Source organism: Enterococcus casseliflavus, from assembly GCF_029215545.1.
Taxonomy (GTDB): Bacteria; Bacillota; Bacilli; order Lactobacillales; family Enterococcaceae; genus Enterococcus_D; species Enterococcus_D casseliflavus.
Genome location: NZ_CP119393.1, coordinates 1,277,778 through 1,293,941 on the forward strand (window position 1 = coordinate 1,277,778; position 16,164 = coordinate 1,293,941).

Here is a 16,164-nt window from a genome sequence, read left to right on the forward strand (position 1 = left end):
TCGGAGAGGAGGTAGATTTGTGAATGCCAAGAAACAGTGGATTGATCGTTTTTGGCTAGTTGTGAAATATGCCTTGATCGCCTTTGCAACAGCCTTCTTGATTCGGGCATTTTTACTGATTCCGGTTCCTGTTGAAGGGAACTCCATGGAAGGAACGTTGCAACAAGGAGATATGGTAGTCATCGAAAAGATTTCACCGATCCAGCGTTTTGATGTCGTTGTTTTCCAGCTGCCAGATGGTTCGACCTATATCAAGCGGGTGATTGGCTTGCCGGGTGAGTCGGTAAAATATGTCAATGATCAGCTTTACATTGATGATGAACCGGTAGATGAAGATTTTCTAGTGAAAAACCGCAGCAACGATCATGAGTCTGCCTCTTATACCAATGATTTTGATTTGGAATCTTTATTGGGCGTGGAGAAATTAGGCAAAGACAGTTATTTTGTCATTGGTGATAATCGACGTGCCTCTAAAGATAGCCGCTCCTTTGGTCCTATATCAGGCGATGCGATTTTAGGCAATGCCCGCTTTGTTTATTATCCATTGACTCATATTCGGCTGATTTAGACTGAGAAAAATAGAATGTTCTTAATAAACATCCCCCCTTGGAATCATCTGTTGATTCCAAGGGGGGATTTTGTATAGCAATGATCCTTTTTCAAAAGGATGTGATTTGTATCGAGAAAAGGGTGAACTTAGGCGCTATTGGCAGTTATTCTTTGTATTTTTTCATTAAAAGCAGCCAAGAGTTTCTGACATAGATTCGTTTCAAAATCACGGTAGCGGCAAAAATCAATGATCGCAGTGTTTTCCTCGGTTGTAAAAGGAGGTAAAAGCTGTGGGGAACTCAGAATATAAAAGTCAAAGGGTTCCTCTGTGGGCAGCGTGATCCGTTCAATTTCAACATAGGGCAATCGTTCACATATATTAAACACTTCCATTGAGACCAAGTAATTGGATACATAGACAAAAGCAACTTTAAGCTTATATTTCTGTTCCTTTTCGATGTAAATGGGGTAAAGCAAACACGCTTGATAAAAAGCAAGATCCGTATAACAGGCTTTTAACCACTCGTAGCCTTTGCGGTTTGCTATTTTACGCCAAAAGCTCTGAATCGTATTTGTCAAAATCGTATGTAATGGGTACTTATCTTTGATTACAGTTGTTTCGAAAAAATTTAAAAGAGGGACTTTTTGCTTGAATATGCAGAACTTCAGCAATGTAAGATATGTATTCATATAAAGAAACGATTGATGGTCGAAATCAAAATCACAGAGAAATTTTTGGCAGTGTGCTTCAAATTCAGCCATCAGTTCCTTTAACTCCGATTTTTCATGCTTGTAACAGTCTTGAATGATCGGAAGGCGCACGTCTGCTGCTGAAGTTAGCATCGGCCAGTAATAAAAAAGGAAAAACAAAGCATTGATCTCAAGAATATCTATCGCTGAATCAATGATTTCAAAAAAAGCTGAAAAGAAATCAAGATTTTCACCACTGGGAATAAAGGACTGGTTCGTTAACTGATAAAGATTTGTCGCGTGGCCATTCTTGATACGAAATAGACAGATTTTGCAATGAAGCAAGGCTTCTTTTTTGCCAATCTCATACTTGCTTTTGTACTTCGTTCCTTCGTAAGTCACAAAAAGTTCTTCGATCTCTTGATCAAATGCCCTCGCCAAACTATCTCCTAAAGAAATGTGCCAGATAAAATTAAACAATAAGATGCGAATCACCATCTCCGAACCTGTAAGTGCCATAGCGGACTGATTTAACGTCACGTTGAATTCTTTCAAATGGTCTTGCAGCTTCTTTGTTTGCCGAAAGCAAGTCGAACGACTGATATAGTTTCTTTGGCAAAATGCCAGTAAACTTTCATCTTGATTGGTCAAGATGCTTAACAATAATTTGTAAGAAATACTTTCTTGCGCTAAAAATTGCTGATATTGGTTGTATTCAATCAAATTTTTAGGAAGATTCAGGGTGTTTTTATGTAATGAAAGATTTACTGGAGAGAGGTTTTGCAAGTCGATTTGGATTGAGGAAAGTAAACTTTTCAATCGTGTTGCACTTAAGTGGGTCAGATTTTTCACGAACTCTAGGTTGTATTCACCCGGAGCAATTGATAATAGTTTTCCGTAGAGTCCGATTTTGTCTAACGCTCGGGTATCTAAGAGTATTTTTTCAATCAAATGATCACCTTCTTATTTTATTAATAACTTATTTATATAACGGTGTAAAGACACGTCTCAAAACTTTTGCTTTTTTTTAGAAAAATTGAGACAAATTTTTCATAGAACTGTCTCATAAAGAACAAAAATAGAAATCGCAGGTGAAAAACGATAGTTTTTTTACATTATTAAATAACATATCGATAATGAATTAACTTTAAAATAACCAACTTTTTTTTCTTATGAATAACTACAGGTGTGCCAATTAGTTCTATTTTTCAGAAAATAAAAAAAAGAGGTGTCTTTTGCTTCTTTCTTGTATGATCAGCTTGTAATTTTTGATTCTTTGAAAGGAGGTCTTTTTATGTTTTTGACAAAGAGACACCACGGGTTCTCTTTCATTTTCTGTATGTTAGGGGGGATACTATTTTTCATTTATTCGAGTTTGCAAACAAACGGGACTGCAAGTGCACAAGAAGAACATACGATCACTATTGCTGAAACGAAGCAGATCAAACTGACTGGTCACCAAGAGGGCACTCAATTTTCTTTATGCTATCAGCTACCACAAAAAAACAAACAGCAGCGTCTCTGGGTACAACTATACGCGATCGATGAAACGAAGGAACAGTTGTTACTAAAAACAAGCAATGAAGAGATGACTCAAGTCAAGGATGATTCCGCACAGTCTTGGCTTACAACCCAAGATTTCTTGCAAACACCAACGGAACAAGAACTAATCTTTCAGCTGCCTGAAGAAACGAAAAAGCTAAAATTGATGATTCAGATCGAAGAATATGACAAGGAAGGTGAAGAATCGTACAACCTACTGTCTTCGAATGAATCAGTTTTTGAAATCCCACTTGCCACAAATTCTGCTTCTTCAGAAACATCAGAAGTCAATTCTGGCACTGGATCCTCTTCAGAAGCCGTGAGTGAGTCGACCTCGGAGCAAGCGGCGACTGAAAGTTCAAAAGAAGTTTCGAACGAAGAAACGAAGGAAGAGACAAACGAGACAGGAACGGCGACAAGTGCTTCTGAAGAGGAAACGCTCATTGAACCATTTAAACAAGAACGTCTTTATCAAAAAACGACTGTTTCACAAACTTTTGCTTCGATTGAACCAGATTATACGACAGACCAAAGCGGGACGTATCCTGCGGCGAACTGGAAAACTGATGAGAACAGTAACGTCTTAAATCATCAGGGGAACAAGGATGCAGGCGAAACGTGGGACGGCATAACTACATGGAATGGCGATCCAGCAAATTTGACCCATTCATATATTGAATATGGTGGTGTAGGAGACGAAGCAGATTTCGCGCTACGAAAATTTGCCAAAGAGACGAATACCCCAGGACTATTTGATGTCTACCTAAATGTACGAGGGAATGTTCAACGTCAAATTGATCCCATCGATGTCGTGTTGGTAGTGGATTGGTCAGGCAGTATGAATGAGATGGGACGGATCGCAGAAGTGAAAAAAGGCGTGGATCGCTTTTTGAATCAAATTGAAGGAAGCGGCATTCAGGATAGTGTCTACATGGGCTATGTCGGTTATTCCAGTGATGGCAGCAATTATCAAAACAAAACCTGCCAATTAGGAAAATTTTCTGAAGTCAAAGAGACGATCCGATCGATGACGCCAGAAACAGCAGCTGGGGGAACCTTTACACAAAGGGGGCTACGTCAAGCAGGGGATATGCTATCGACGCAAAATGGACATAAGAAAGTCATCGTTTTGCTAACGGATGGCGTTCCTACTTACAGTTATCATGTGTCTAAAGTGCATACCCAGGCAGACGGCAGTTATTATGGAACCGCCTTTTCTCTTACTCAAGACCAGCCGATGAATACATCGTTTCTCTACAATGGCTATTTTGCGTTTGATCAACAGAACAATTATAAATGGATCAACAATACCTTTATCGCCACGATTGGTGAAGCGATGGCGTTAAAAGAACGTGGTATCGAGATTCATGGGTTGGGGATTCAACTGCAAGGAGATCAAACCGCTGGGTATACAAAGGCCGATGTCGAGAAAAAAATGAGACAGATGGTTTCTGCTGATGAAGATGGCCATCTTTATTATGAGTCAGCCAATGAAGCAGCGGATATTGCCGACTATCTCGAGAAAAAAGCCCTTCACATTTCGGCAACAGTCACCGATGGCGAGATTACTGACCCCATTTCGCAGCCATTTGTCTACGAAGAAAATAGCTTGTCCGTCAAAAGTGTCGGGTCTGCTGCTCTAACGGTGCAGCCTGACATTTCGATGTCTGACAATACAATCCATGCTTCAGGTCTTTATTTAGGCGAAGGGCAAGAACTGCAAATTCATTATCAAGTGCGGATTCAAACAGAAGCAGCGGATTTTAAACCAGATACTTGGTATCAAATGAATGGCGAAACGGTATTTTATCCGAATCATCAGTCCGATCAAAAGGCATTGTTTGGTGTGCCATCCGCCAAAGCACCTGGGAAGGAGGTGACGATCAAAAAGCACTGGGAAGAATACGATGGCGATACCTCCAGTCGTCCTGAAACGATCTATTTTGAAATAAGCAGGAGTCCTGTCAGCAATGAGAAAAGCTGGCAAACAGGGTATCTCAAACTTACTGAGACCGATGCCCAAGACCAGACAACTTGGGAACGAAGCAAGGTTTACGCGCTTTCTGAAAAGGATGGGCCGGAGTACGAAGAAACCCGTTTACTACCGCTGTATAACAATCAAGGAGAAACTTTTGATTATCAAGTCACAAATGAACGAGCAGTGGCAGGTTATGAAGCGACAAAAGTGGACGCTTATACATGGAAAAACACAAAGGCGTTTGTGCCCTTGGCATTAAACCTGATCAAAAAATCCGCTGTAGGAGAGGTGAAGCTGACAGGTGCCGTTTTTGAATTAACGGGGGCAGGAGAGACAGTGACCCTTGTGGATCAAGGGGATGGAACGTATGGGCTGCCAGCAGATACAGTGTTGCAAAAAGATCAGACCTATCGTTTGGAGGAAGTCACTGCACCGGCGGGACATCATTTGTCTAAGCAGACAGAGTGGCTAATTCATATTGATGCGCAAGGGAATACGACGATCGATGGGCAACCCGTCACAGTGGACGATCATACGATTACGCTGGAGATCACCAATCCGTTTACAGAAATTCCAGTTGCTATTCGAAAATATACGGTACAAAAAGAGCAGCAAGTACTGTTAGCTGGGGCTGTCTTTTCTCTGCAACAAAAAACAGCAGCGGGGGATTATCAAGAAATTGCCTCAGAAACATCGAATGATGTGGGGATGGCTGAATTTACGATTCTTGAGCCGGGCGCTTATCGCATCTCAGAAACAGCTGGTCCGCTTGGATACGATACGATTGCTGGTGATTATGAGTTTGTCGTTGGTTCAGACGGAAAGATCCAGTATCAAGGGGAAAACGTCGCTGCAGATGCCAACTGTTGGACTCTTACCCATGGCAATCAGTTAAAACCTTTTGATTTGGTTGTCAATAAACAGGATGAACTGGGACAAGCGCTTGAGGGAGCAAAATTCCGCTTAAGCGGAAACGGTCAGACGATAGAATTACCAGAATCCCAAGAATCGCTAGCGGTATTTCATTTCCATGATCTAACACCAGGCAGCTATACCTTAGAAGAAATTGTTACGCCTACAGGCTATGCTGGTTTAACAGCACCTGTGAAAATTAGGATCGAAGAGGATGGCAGTGTCTTGATTGACGAAAAATTGCAGCCGAATCTTCTTGTTTCTGGAGAAAAGAACAATCAAATAGAATTGATCGTCACCAATCAAGTGAAAGTGTCTCTTCCTGAAACAGGAGGGAATTGGCATGGGTGGCTGGCGATTCTTTCAGCAGGTCTGCTAGTCCTTTTAGCAGGTAGCTATCTGTACGTTACGCGCAAAGATAAGCCTTCATTAAAGCAATTTGACCGTTCGTGAAATAAACGAAAATATCAAACATAGAAGAGAGGAAAGAACAATGAAAAAGATTTTTAATCATACGAAAATGGTTTGTCTCCTATTTTTACTTCTGCCATTTGTCTTTTTTGGAACGAAAAATCAGCAAGTATCCGCAGAGAGCAATTTGGCACAGGTCCATCTGCATAAAAAGAAAATGGTCAATCTGCCAGGTTCATTGATTCAAAATAGTGGGACTGAGATGGCAGAGTTTGATCAATACCAAGGCTTAGCCGATGTCACTTTTTCTGTCTATGATGTGACCACAGCATTTTATGAAAAACGATCTGCAGGGGCATCCGTTGAAGAAGCTAAGCGTCAAGTCCAAACCTTGACGCCTGGTTCCCCTGTAGCTAGCGGGAAAACAGATGCAGCCGGTGATTTGGTTTTTGAATTGCCGAAAAAACAAGCCGATCGGGATGCAGTTTACACCATTGTAGAAGACCCTAAAGACGGTGTTACCACTGCTGAGAACATGGTGATCGCCTTTCCTGTTTACGAAATGATCCAACAAGCAGACGGGTCGTATGCTTACGGGGAAGAAGAATTAGACACGATTCATCTTTATCCTAAAAATACTGTCACAAATGAAGGAACGCTCCTTGTGAATAAACGAGGAACGGGGGAAAACGAACCACTGAATGATGCGGAATTTGTCATCTCAAAGCAAGAAGGAAACGCACAGACCATGAAATATATTTTAAGTGCAGCCGATGGACTTTATACGTGGACGACTGACAAACAAGCAGCGTACCGCTTTTTAACAGGTAAACAATATGCTGCTGGAGCAACGACCATCGATGTTGAAGAAAACCAAAAAGGACAGTTAAAAGTTGAGCAGTTAGAAACAGGCACCTATCAATTAGAGGAAACGAAAGCCCCAAGTCAAGCCGCTTTGATCGAACAAGAAACCATCAAGGATTTTTCGATCGCAGCAGGCAATGACGTCACGGTTGAGCTAACAGTCAAGAATGACACGACAAATGTTACCAAAACAACACCACAATTAGACGGCAAAGACGTGGGAATCGGCGAAAGAATTCAATATCACCTAACGGTCAATATCCCATTAGGTATCCAAGACAAAGTAGGAGCAGAAAACAAATACAAACAGTTCCAATTGATTGATGCGCACGATCCAGCGTTGACTTTTGAAAATACAGCAGAGGGAGAAACTGGCTATGCGTTGTATGATGGAGAAAAGAAAATCGATTCAACGAACTATCAAGTAGCGGAAAAAGAGCATGGCTTTACGGTAACCATCAATCCAGAATTTGTGCCGCAACTAACGACGGGAAATCAATTGCGCTTTGTGTATTATATGTATTTAAATGAACAGGCTATGCCTATCAATGGCTTTACGAATGAAGCAAATGTAGAAACAGATTTCATGACGGATCAAACGCCGCCAAGCGTGGAAGTTTTGACAGGGGGCAAACGCTTCTTAAAAGTCGATGGGGCTGTGACCGCTACCGAAGCGCTGGCAGATGCAGTTTTTGTTGTACGAGATCAAGACCGTGATGATGCCAACTACTTGAAAATCGAAGAGGGAACCAAACAGGTATCTTGGGTGCAAACAGCGGATGAAGCGACGAAATTTACCACAGGTACAGATGGATTGGTTGATATCATCGGGTTGAAATTTGGAACGTACTATTTGGAAGAAGTAAAAGCACCGAAAAATTACGTGCTGCTAACAAATCGCATCGCTTTTGAAGTCCATGAAACGTCTTATGGAACGAAAGAGCAATTGGGAGAGCCCGAAAAAGTTCCTAACCGCCGCAAAGGAACCTTACCAGCAACTGGTGGTGTCGGCACGTATTTAATGGGCGCAATCGGAGTGGTGATCGTTGGTTTAGCAGGGGGTTATTTTGTAAAACGGAAAGGGTAAGTAAATGAGATGAAAAAGCACGATGAGTATCAGACGAAGAAATGGCGTAAAAGTACCAACTAGAAAAGTAACTTTATTGGATTTTTTGATGGGTGTTCTGCTGCTGCTAGGGGTTTTGATCATCAGTTATCCTTTTGTAAGTAATCAGCTCAACACGATTTTGGATCAACAGTTGATCAGTTACTACCAAAGCCAAGCCAAAAAAATGAGTGAAATAGAAAAACAACAAAAAAGGAACCAGTTGGAACGAGCAAATCAAGAGCTGGCACAGCAGCCAAGCAATCCTGGAATCAAAGAAACGCAAGATTTATCAGAAACAAGGGACTCAGAATCAGTTGATACACCTGATTACTATGAACGACATACGATCGGCGTCTTAAAGATCCCCGTGATTGGTGTCGCTCTCCCGATTTTTGATCAAACCACCGATACGTTGTTAAAAAGAGGCGCAACATTATTGGAGGGCGCTTCGTATCCAATAGGTGGTGAAGATACCCATGCGGTTCTTTGTGGGCACCGTGGGTTAACGAGTGCAACGCTCTTTACTGATCTGCCTAAGTTGCAGATCGGTGATGAGTTTTATATCGAAACGTTTGAGGATACATTGGCGTATCAAGTAGATCAGATAAAAACGGTCGACCCTGATGATACTCAGGCATTAAAAATTGTGAAAGGCAGCGATTACGTCACGCTGTTGACCTGTACCCCCTATATGGTCAATAGCCATCGTTTATTGGTACGGGGCAAAAGAATTCCTTATGTTGAAGAAAAAGAAACAGCCGCCGCCAAAAAAGCACAGCAGCAAAAAGTAGGATTGATGCTAGGCGTGATCACTGTTCTTATCCTCCTCTTGTTGATTAGTAACAGGATTCAGCGGAAAAAACGTCTTCATTCGAATACTTCCATTGATGAAAAGTAAGGATCGTTCGTTTTTCTCAATAAGTAGAAGAAAATGACTTCTTAACCTAAGTCAGAATGAAACATGTCGTGTGAAATATGGTACAATAACTAAGATAAAAGATAGCAAAAAAGCAGTCAGACTATTGTGAGTGTGTTAGGAAAAACCAAAATAAAGCGGTAAGGATGCTTCATTCAACCACTTCCCCAAAATTAAAAGTCAAGGAGCGTTGAAACAAACGCGCTCGAAGCTTTTCCTATGCATCCGGTTGGAAAAAGAACATTGATTCGTAAACAGTTCAGCTAGTTTGCTGCACTGATGGGTTTCTCTGACTCAAAAAAAGCAAGCGATCCTCGTTCTTGTCACCTATAGACTACACGAATATAAAAACGACTGTCTTTTTTATCAATTCGAAGAAGTACCAAGGAGGAAAACGTTCAAATGACCATTCAATGGTTTCCAGGCCATATGGCGAAAGCCAGACGTGAAGTAAGTGAAAAATTAAAGTTCGTGGATATCGTTTTTGAACTCGTGGATGCACGCTTGCCGATTTCATCCCGCAATCCCATGTTAGATCAATTATTACAACAAAAACCACGATTGATTTTGATCAATAAAGCGGATCTCGCAGATCCCGTTCAAACCAAAAAATGGGAGCATTATTTCCAAGCACAAGGCTATCTAGCACTGGCAATCAACGCCCAAGACAATCAAGGGGTTAAAGCCATTGTTCCTACAGCGAAACAAGTCTTGAAGGAAAAAATTGCTCGCGACAAAGCGAGAGGCTTGAAGCCACGTGCGATTCGAGCAATGGTGATCGGCATCCCGAATGTCGGAAAATCGACCTTGATGAACCGCTTAGTAGGGAAGAAAATCGCTCAGACGGGCAATAAACCCGGCGTGACGAAAGGGCAGCAATGGCTGCGTTTTGGGACTGATCTAGAGCTTCTAGATACGCCTGGGATCTTATGGCCAAAATTTGAAGATCCTGAGATTGGGAAGAAACTGGCATTGACCGGAGCGATCAAAGACCAGCTGATCCATTTGGATGATATCGCATTGTATGGACTTGATTTTTTTGCCCGCTATTATCCTGAAAGAATCGCGAATCGTTACCAACTAAAAGCGGAAGAAGAGGCGTTGTTAGCGCCCGATCTGTTGATGAAAATCACGGAAAAACGTGGCTATAAAGACAATTACGATCGAGGAAGCGAACTCGTTGTCTTCGACATTCGGCAAGGGAAATTGGGCCGATATACACTAGATCGAGTGGAGGAAATGGAAAGCCAAGATGAAACAACCGATTAAGACAATCAAAGAGCGATTATTTGATCCAGCTTTCAATGACCAAGCGTATTTGCAGGCGCTGCAAGCAGATGAACGAGCGGGGGTCCAAAAGCTGCTGCAACAATATGAGAAACAGCGAGTGAAACACCAGCTATTGCAGGAAAAATACGAAGAAATGATGCGTTTTGAAAACGAAGCATTTCAGCAAGGCGCCCGTTTTATTGCTGGTTTAGATGAAGTGGGGCGCGGACCATTAGCAGGACCCGTTGTGTCAGCTGCGGTCATCTTGCCTAAGGAATGTCAGATCTTAGGTCTAAATGATTCCAAACAGCTTTCTGCCAAGAAAAGAGAAGAGCTGTTTATCGAAATTCAAAACAAAGCCGTTGCTGTCGGTATCGGTGTGGTCAGTCCAGAAGAGATCGATCGGATCAATATCTATCAAGCCAGTCGTCTAGCAATGAAAGAAGCCTTGATCGACTTAGCAGTCAAGCCCGAGTATTTACTGATCGATGCGATGACGATCGATACGGAAATCCCTCAACAAAGCTTGATCAAAGGAGATGCCCGTTCCATTTCCATTGCCGCAGCAAGTATCATCGCCAAGGTATATCGAGACAACTTAATGAAAGATTTTCATGAAGTCTATCCTTTTTATGGGTTTGATCAAAATGCTGGGTATGGAACCAAAGTCCATTTAGAAGGGCTAGCTGCCCACGGAATCTGTCCTATTCATCGAAAAACATTTGCGCCAGTAAAACAATATCTATAAATTTCATCCATCCCTCTTTTTTTAGCGAATCTTATAAGTAAGATTACTAAGAAAAGAGGGCTTTGTTTATGAAGTATCAACAAGCAACAGATTTTGAAAAACAGTTGATAAAACTGTACTACTGTCAGGGAATTGGTCTGCAAGGTTGTTGGAAGATCATTTGGCATTGGTTGGAAACAAAAGAGATGAATTGTTCGCTGGAAGAGATGATTGCCATCGGGGTCCTTCCACAGCACCGTGCGGTTTTTCGGCGATCATGGGAGCGATTGACAGACGAACACATCGCACAAAAGATGGGCGCACAAAACTACCTCACTTTCTTCTCGGCGGAGTATCCGATGCTTTTACGACAAATCGCGGACCCGCCATTGATGCTTTTTTATGAAGGGAATCTGCAATTGCTACAAACGACCATGATTGGCTTTGTTGGTGCAAGAACGGCGTCCTTATACGCACGAAAAGTTTGCGAAAAGCTGATTCCACCTCTAGTGACGGAAAATTATACCATCGTTAGCGGATTGGCCAATGGTGTCGACAGCTTTGCCCATGAATCAGCCATCAGAAATCGTGGACAAACCATTGCTGTGATTGCTTCTGGGATGGACCATTGTTATCCGTCATCTGCCTACCGTTTGTTCCAGCAGATCCGTCAAGAACATCTGGTGCTAAGCGAATATCCGCACGATACCAAACCGCAAAGATACCACTTTCCGCTGCGCAATCGCATTATTGCGGGGATCTCAAAAGGGGTCTGCGTAATTGAAGCCAAGGAAAGAAGCGGTTCTTTGATTACGGCACAGTTAGCGATGGAAAACGGACGAGAAGTTTTTGCAGTGCCTGGTGAAATGATTTCGGATCAGTCAAAAGGTTGTCACCGCTTGATTCAAGATGGTGCAAAATGTACGATTAGCGTGTCGGATATTTTACAAGAGTTAGCCTTTTTTTGATTTTTCCAATCAACCTTCCTTGACAAACCTTTTCTTGAAAGCTATGATAAGCTACGATTTGTATGTTTCATCTGCATACGATAGGTTCACTGATTGATAGAATATAATAGTAGGAAAAATTCAGGAAGGAGCCATTCTTTATATGGCATATAAATATTTAGTAATCGTGGAATCGCCCGCAAAGGCGAAAACCATTGAAAAATACCTTGGACGAAATTACAAAGTCGTCGCAAGTGTCGGTCATATTCGTGATCTCCCTAAAAGTAAGATGGGGATCGATGTCGAAAATGATTATGAGCCTCATTACATTTCGATCCGTGGAAAAGGTGACGTGATCAAAAGTCTCCGTTCTGCTGCGAAAAAAGCTGAAAAAGTCTACCTCGCAAGTGACCCGGATAGAGAAGGAGAAGCCATTGCTTGGCATTTAGCTTTTCTACTTGGACTAGATTTAAAAGATAAAAATCGTGTCGTCTTTAATGAAATCACTAAAGATGCGGTCAAAGCAGCCTTCAAAGAGCCAAGAACGATCGATGTGGATCTCGTCGATGCTCAACAAGCACGGCGGATCTTAGACCGATTAGTCGGGTATTCATTGAGTCCGATCCTTTGGCGCAAAGTCAAAAAAGGGTTAAGTGCTGGACGTGTTCAATCGGTGGCGCTTAAGATCATTATTGATCGTGAAAAAGAGATCCGTGATTTTGTTCCTGAAGAATATTGGAGCATTGATGGAAACTTTAAAAAAGCCACGAAGAAATTCAAAGCCAATTTTTGGGGCTTAGATGGCAAAAAGAAAAAATTACCGAATGCTGAAAGTATTAAAGAAGTCACCGATCGCCTTTCTGGTAAAGACTTTCAAGTGACAAAGGTTGAAAAGAAAGAACGCAAACGGAATCCATCTGCACCATTTACCACCAGTAGTTTGCAACAAGAAGCAGCCCGCAAACTGAATTTTCGAACACGGAAAACCATGATGGTCGCACAGCAGCTCTATGAAGGGATCGCCCTTGGCAAACAAGGGACTGTCGGTTTGATTACCTATATGCGTACCGACTCGACGCGAATCGCTGACACAGCCAAAGGGGAAGCAGCCGAATTTATCGAAAACACCTATGGGTCAGAGTTCTCCGCTCACGGTGGCAAAAAACGCGCCAATGCACAAGGGGCACAGGATGCCCATGAAGCGGTAAGACCGACCAGTGTTTTGCGTACGCCAGAAGCCATGGAGAAATTCTTAGACAAAGACCAATTAAAATTGTATCGCTTGATCTGGTCTCGCTTTGTGGCTAGTCAAATGACGCCTGCTATTTTGGATACGATGAAAGTTACTTTGGATCAAAATGGTGTCATCTTTATTGCCAATGGTTCAAAGATCAAATTCAAAGGATTTATGCAGGTCTATGTGGAAGGTCGCGATGATGGCAAAGAAGACAAAGAGAACATCTTGCCAGAGTTAGTCGAAGGAGATGTCGTTCAATCCGTATCGATCGAACCGAAACAGCATTTCACCCAACCACCTGCTCGTTACAGCGAAGCAACGTTGATCAAAACCCTTGAGGAAAACGGTGTGGGTCGTCCTTCAACCTATGCACCGACGTTAGAAACCATTCAGCGGCGTTATTATGTGAAATTGACGCAAAAACGTTTTGAGCCAACTGAACTTGGTGAGATCGTCAATTCGTTGATCGAGGAATTCTTCCCGCAAATTGTTGATATGCATTTTACTGCTGAAATGGAAAATAGCTTGGATAGCATTGAAGCTGGGAAAGAAGAATGGGTCAAAGTTGTCGATCAGTTTTATCGCCCATTTGAAAAAGAATTGACGACTGCAGAAGAAAGTATCGAAAAAATTCAAATCAAAGATGAACCTGCAGGCTTTGATTGCGATCTTTGTGGTCATCCGATGGTGATTAAATTAGGCCGCTACGGAAAGTTTTATGCTTGCAGTAATTTCCCAGATTGCCGCAACACAAAACCAATCGTGAAAGAAATCGGCGTTGAGTGCCCTGTCTGTCATCAAGGGCAAGTCGTTGAACGCAAATCGAAGAAAAACCGGTTGTTTTATGGTTGTACCCGCTACCCTGAATGTGACTTTACTTCTTGGGACAAACCAGTGGGTCGTAATTGTCCGAAGTGTGATAATTATTTAGTCGAAAAGAAAGTCAAAGGCGGGAAACAAGTCGTTTGTATCAAAGGCGACTATGAAGAAAATGTGCAAAAATAACTAGCAGGATATCCTGTTAAAAAAGAATCGGCGTATTCTCTTGAACGGTCAGCCTCATCGTTGGCTGACAAAAGAAAGCGCCGGTCCTTTTGATTAATACAAGCTGTTTCTGATGAAAAGAGACGAGCTTTTGAAATAAAAGGAGAGCACTATGAAAGAAATCAATGTTATTGGTGCCGGTTTGGCCGGAAGCGAGGCTGCGTGGCAAGCAGCGCAAGCAGGTGTCGCAGTAAATCTTTATGAAATGCGTCCTAAGAAGTCGACAGAAGCTCATCACACAAATAATTTTGCCGAGCTTGTTTGTACCAATTCACTACGAGGCAACAATTTAACGAATGCGGTCGGTGTCTTGAAAGAAGAAATGCGTCGCTTGGATTCAGTGATTATCACTTCTGCAGACAAAACAGCGGTTCCAGCAGGTGGTGCCTTAGCTGTGGATCGCGATGATTTTTCAGAGTTGGTCACCAAACGTGTCAAAGAGCATCCTTTAGTTACAGTCATCGAAGAGGAAATCACTGAAATTCCAGAAGGGATCACTGTGATCGCAACAGGTCCATTGACTTCTGAACCGCTCTCAAAAGCGATCCAAGCCTTTAACGGATCAGAAGGATTTTATTTCTATGATGCCGCAGCACCAATCGTTGACAAATCAACCATCAATATGGACAAAGTTTATTTGAAATCTCGTTACGATAAAGGTGAAGCAGCCTATCTGAACTGTCCGATGAATGAAGAGGAGTTTTATGCGTTTCGTGAGGCCTTGGTCAATGCAGAGGTAGCTCCTTTGAAGGAATTCGAAAAAGAAAAATTCTTTGAAGGATGTATGCCGATCGAAGTCATGGCTGGTCGTGGGCCGAAAACCATGTTGTTCGGACCGATGAAACCAGTTGGATTGGAAGATCCGAAAACTGGCAAGCGTCCTTACGCAGTGATTCAGCTGCGTCAAGACAATGCGGCGGCTTCTCTTTATAACATCGTTGGCTTTCAAACACATTTGAAATGGGGCGAACAAAAACGGGTTTTCCGGATGATTCCTGGATTGGAAGAGGCTGAATTTGTGCGCTATGGCGTGATGCATCGGAATAGTTTTATGAATTCACCTGAGCTTTTGCAACAAACCTATCAATCGAAAAAACGTGAGGACCTCTTTTTTGCTGGTCAAATGACAGGGGTCGAAGGGTATGTGGAAAGTGCAGCCAGCGGGTTGATGGCTGGCATCAACGCTGCCAAACTTGCAAAAGGCGAAGCACCGATCATTATGCCGCAAGAAACGACAATTGGTAGTATGGCGTATTATATCACCCATGCTGAAGGCAAACACTTCCAACCGATGAATGCAAACTTTGGGTTGCTACCAGAACTTCCAGAGCGAATCAGAGACAAGAAATCCCGTTATGAAGCATTGGCAAATCGAGCGTTAGCTGCTTTAGAAAAAGCCAAGGAACAACTATAAAAACGATGATCGAAAACTTTCTTACTGATAATTGGTAAGAAAGTTTTTTTTTAATTTGTCTTGAAACTTTAATCAAGGTGACTTATGATAGACAGTAACAATGACAGAAGGTGGTGAAGATGGTGATCGGAGAATGGATTCATTTGATTCAAAACTATTTACAGCGTTTTCCTACAGTGATCCAATTTTTAGGTTGGCTGATCCTCTTGGTCGGGGGCATTTTCGTTGTCTTTGTTGCACTTAGTTTGCTGTTGGGCCCCTTTATGTGGCTCTACAATCGCATCACAGACAAAAACCGCAGCAATGTCATTAGCCGCAATGAGTTTGTGATCGGCGAACTGACGGAAAAGATTGTCGGAGACACAATCGGCGAAGTCATGGAAATAGGGAGTCAAGGTGCACGTTCTGTTTATCCTGCTCGTTTTTTTCGAGAAGAAGATCGTGAGAACAATGTTCGATTGCCAGTCGGCACCAAAGTCATCATTGTCGATTTTGATAAAAAAGGGATCGCGTTGGTGGTTGAAAGTAAAAATTTTATAGAATAGGAAGTGTTAGG

The 16,164-nt window shown here is 42.3% G+C and carries 11 protein-coding genes; 10 read left to right on the forward strand and 1 reads right to left on the reverse strand.

What is annotated here, in order from left to right; genetic code table 11:
• Positions 1-19: 19 nt before the first annotated feature.
• Positions 20-568: a signal peptidase I gene (gene lepB, locus P0G38_RS06265; protein WP_005229602.1), complete on the forward strand. Its 549-nt coding sequence runs from the start codon at positions 20-22 to the stop codon at positions 566-568.
• A gap of 128 nt (positions 569-696) precedes the next feature.
• Here lepB and P0G38_RS06270 read toward each other — a convergent pair whose 3' ends face one another.
• Positions 697-2,190 (reverse strand): helix-turn-helix domain-containing protein, encoded by a 1,494-nt coding sequence (locus P0G38_RS06270; RefSeq protein WP_275854548.1) that lies wholly within the window; start codon positions 2,188-2,190, stop codon positions 697-699.
• Between the two features lie 343 nt (positions 2,191-2,533).
• Here P0G38_RS06270 and P0G38_RS06275 point away from each other — a divergent pair, with 343 nt between their 5' ends.
• From P0G38_RS06275 to P0G38_RS06315, 9 genes are all read left to right on the forward strand, one after another.
• Positions 2,534-6,124: a SpaA isopeptide-forming pilin-related protein gene (locus P0G38_RS06275; protein ID WP_275854551.1), complete on the forward strand. Its 3,591-nt coding sequence runs from the start codon at positions 2,534-2,536 to the stop codon at positions 6,122-6,124.
• Between the two features lie 40 nt (positions 6,125-6,164).
• Positions 6,165-8,033: a SpaH/EbpB family LPXTG-anchored major pilin gene (locus P0G38_RS06280; RefSeq protein WP_275854554.1), complete on the forward strand. Its 1,869-nt coding sequence runs from the start codon at positions 6,165-6,167 to the stop codon at positions 8,031-8,033.
• A 22-nt stretch (positions 8,034-8,055) separates the two neighbouring features.
• A complete protein-coding gene (locus tag P0G38_RS06285; protein WP_275854557.1) occupies positions 8,056-8,952 on the forward strand; it encodes a class C sortase in 897 nt (298 codons plus the stop codon).
• Positions 8,953-9,372: 420 nt separating this feature from the next.
• Complete coding sequence (gene ylqF, locus P0G38_RS06290) at positions 9,373-10,239, forward strand: ribosome biogenesis GTPase YlqF (RefSeq protein ID WP_005229614.1); 867 nt, start codon at positions 9,373-9,375, stop codon at positions 10,237-10,239.
• Positions 10,223-10,987, forward strand: a complete 765-nt coding sequence (locus P0G38_RS06295; protein ID WP_005229617.1) for a ribonuclease HII — start codon at positions 10,223-10,225, stop codon at positions 10,985-10,987. Before ylqF ends, P0G38_RS06295 begins: the two co-directional genes overlap by 17 nt.
• Before the next feature lie 68 nt (positions 10,988-11,055).
• The gene (dprA, locus tag P0G38_RS06300; protein ID WP_121260975.1) at positions 11,056-11,934 is read left to right on the forward strand and encodes a DNA-processing protein DprA; all 879 of its coding nucleotides are present in this window, start codon (positions 11,056-11,058) and stop codon (positions 11,932-11,934) included.
• A 142-nt stretch (positions 11,935-12,076) separates the two neighbouring features.
• Entirely contained in the window at positions 12,077-14,155 is a 2,079-nt protein-coding gene (topA, locus tag P0G38_RS06305; protein WP_005229621.1) for a type I DNA topoisomerase, read from the forward strand.
• 151 nt (positions 14,156-14,306) lie between these two features.
• On the forward strand, positions 14,307-15,608 hold the full coding sequence (gene trmFO, locus P0G38_RS06310; protein ID WP_005229622.1) for an FADH(2)-oxidizing methylenetetrahydrofolate--tRNA-(uracil(54)-C(5))-methyltransferase TrmFO: 1,302 nt from the start codon (positions 14,307-14,309) through the stop codon (positions 15,606-15,608).
• 119 nt (positions 15,609-15,727) lie between these two features.
• On the forward strand, positions 15,728-16,153 hold the full coding sequence (locus P0G38_RS06315; protein WP_275854569.1) for a hypothetical protein: 426 nt from the start codon (positions 15,728-15,730) through the stop codon (positions 16,151-16,153).
• The last annotated feature ends 11 nt before the right edge of the window (positions 16,154-16,164 follow it).

What these genes read in the sequence shown, in the direction of transcription:
- P0G38_RS06295 (WP_005229617.1), top strand. Translation starts at nt 10,223, where the DNA reads ATGAAACAACCGATTAAGACAATCAAAGAGCGATTATTTGATCCAGCT.
- dprA (WP_121260975.1), top strand. Translation starts at nt 11,056, where the DNA reads ATGAAGTATCAACAAGCAACAGATTTTGAAAAACAGTTGATAAAACTG.
- P0G38_RS06275 (WP_275854551.1), top strand. Translation starts at nt 2,534, where the DNA reads ATGTTTTTGACAAAGAGACACCACGGGTTCTCTTTCATTTTCTGTATG.
- P0G38_RS06280 (WP_275854554.1), top strand. Translation starts at nt 6,165, where the DNA reads ATGAAAAAGATTTTTAATCATACGAAAATGGTTTGTCTCCTATTTTTA.
- ylqF (WP_005229614.1), top strand. Translation starts at nt 9,373, where the DNA reads ATGACCATTCAATGGTTTCCAGGCCATATGGCGAAAGCCAGACGTGAA.
- P0G38_RS06315 (WP_275854569.1), top strand. Translation starts at nt 15,728, where the DNA reads ATGGTGATCGGAGAATGGATTCATTTGATTCAAAACTATTTACAGCGT.
- topA (WP_005229621.1), top strand. Translation starts at nt 12,077, where the DNA reads ATGGCATATAAATATTTAGTAATCGTGGAATCGCCCGCAAAGGCGAAA.
- trmFO (WP_005229622.1), top strand. Translation starts at nt 14,307, where the DNA reads ATGAAAGAAATCAATGTTATTGGTGCCGGTTTGGCCGGAAGCGAGGCT.
- P0G38_RS06285 (WP_275854557.1), top strand. Translation starts at nt 8,056, where the DNA reads ATGAGTATCAGACGAAGAAATGGCGTAAAAGTACCAACTAGAAAAGTA.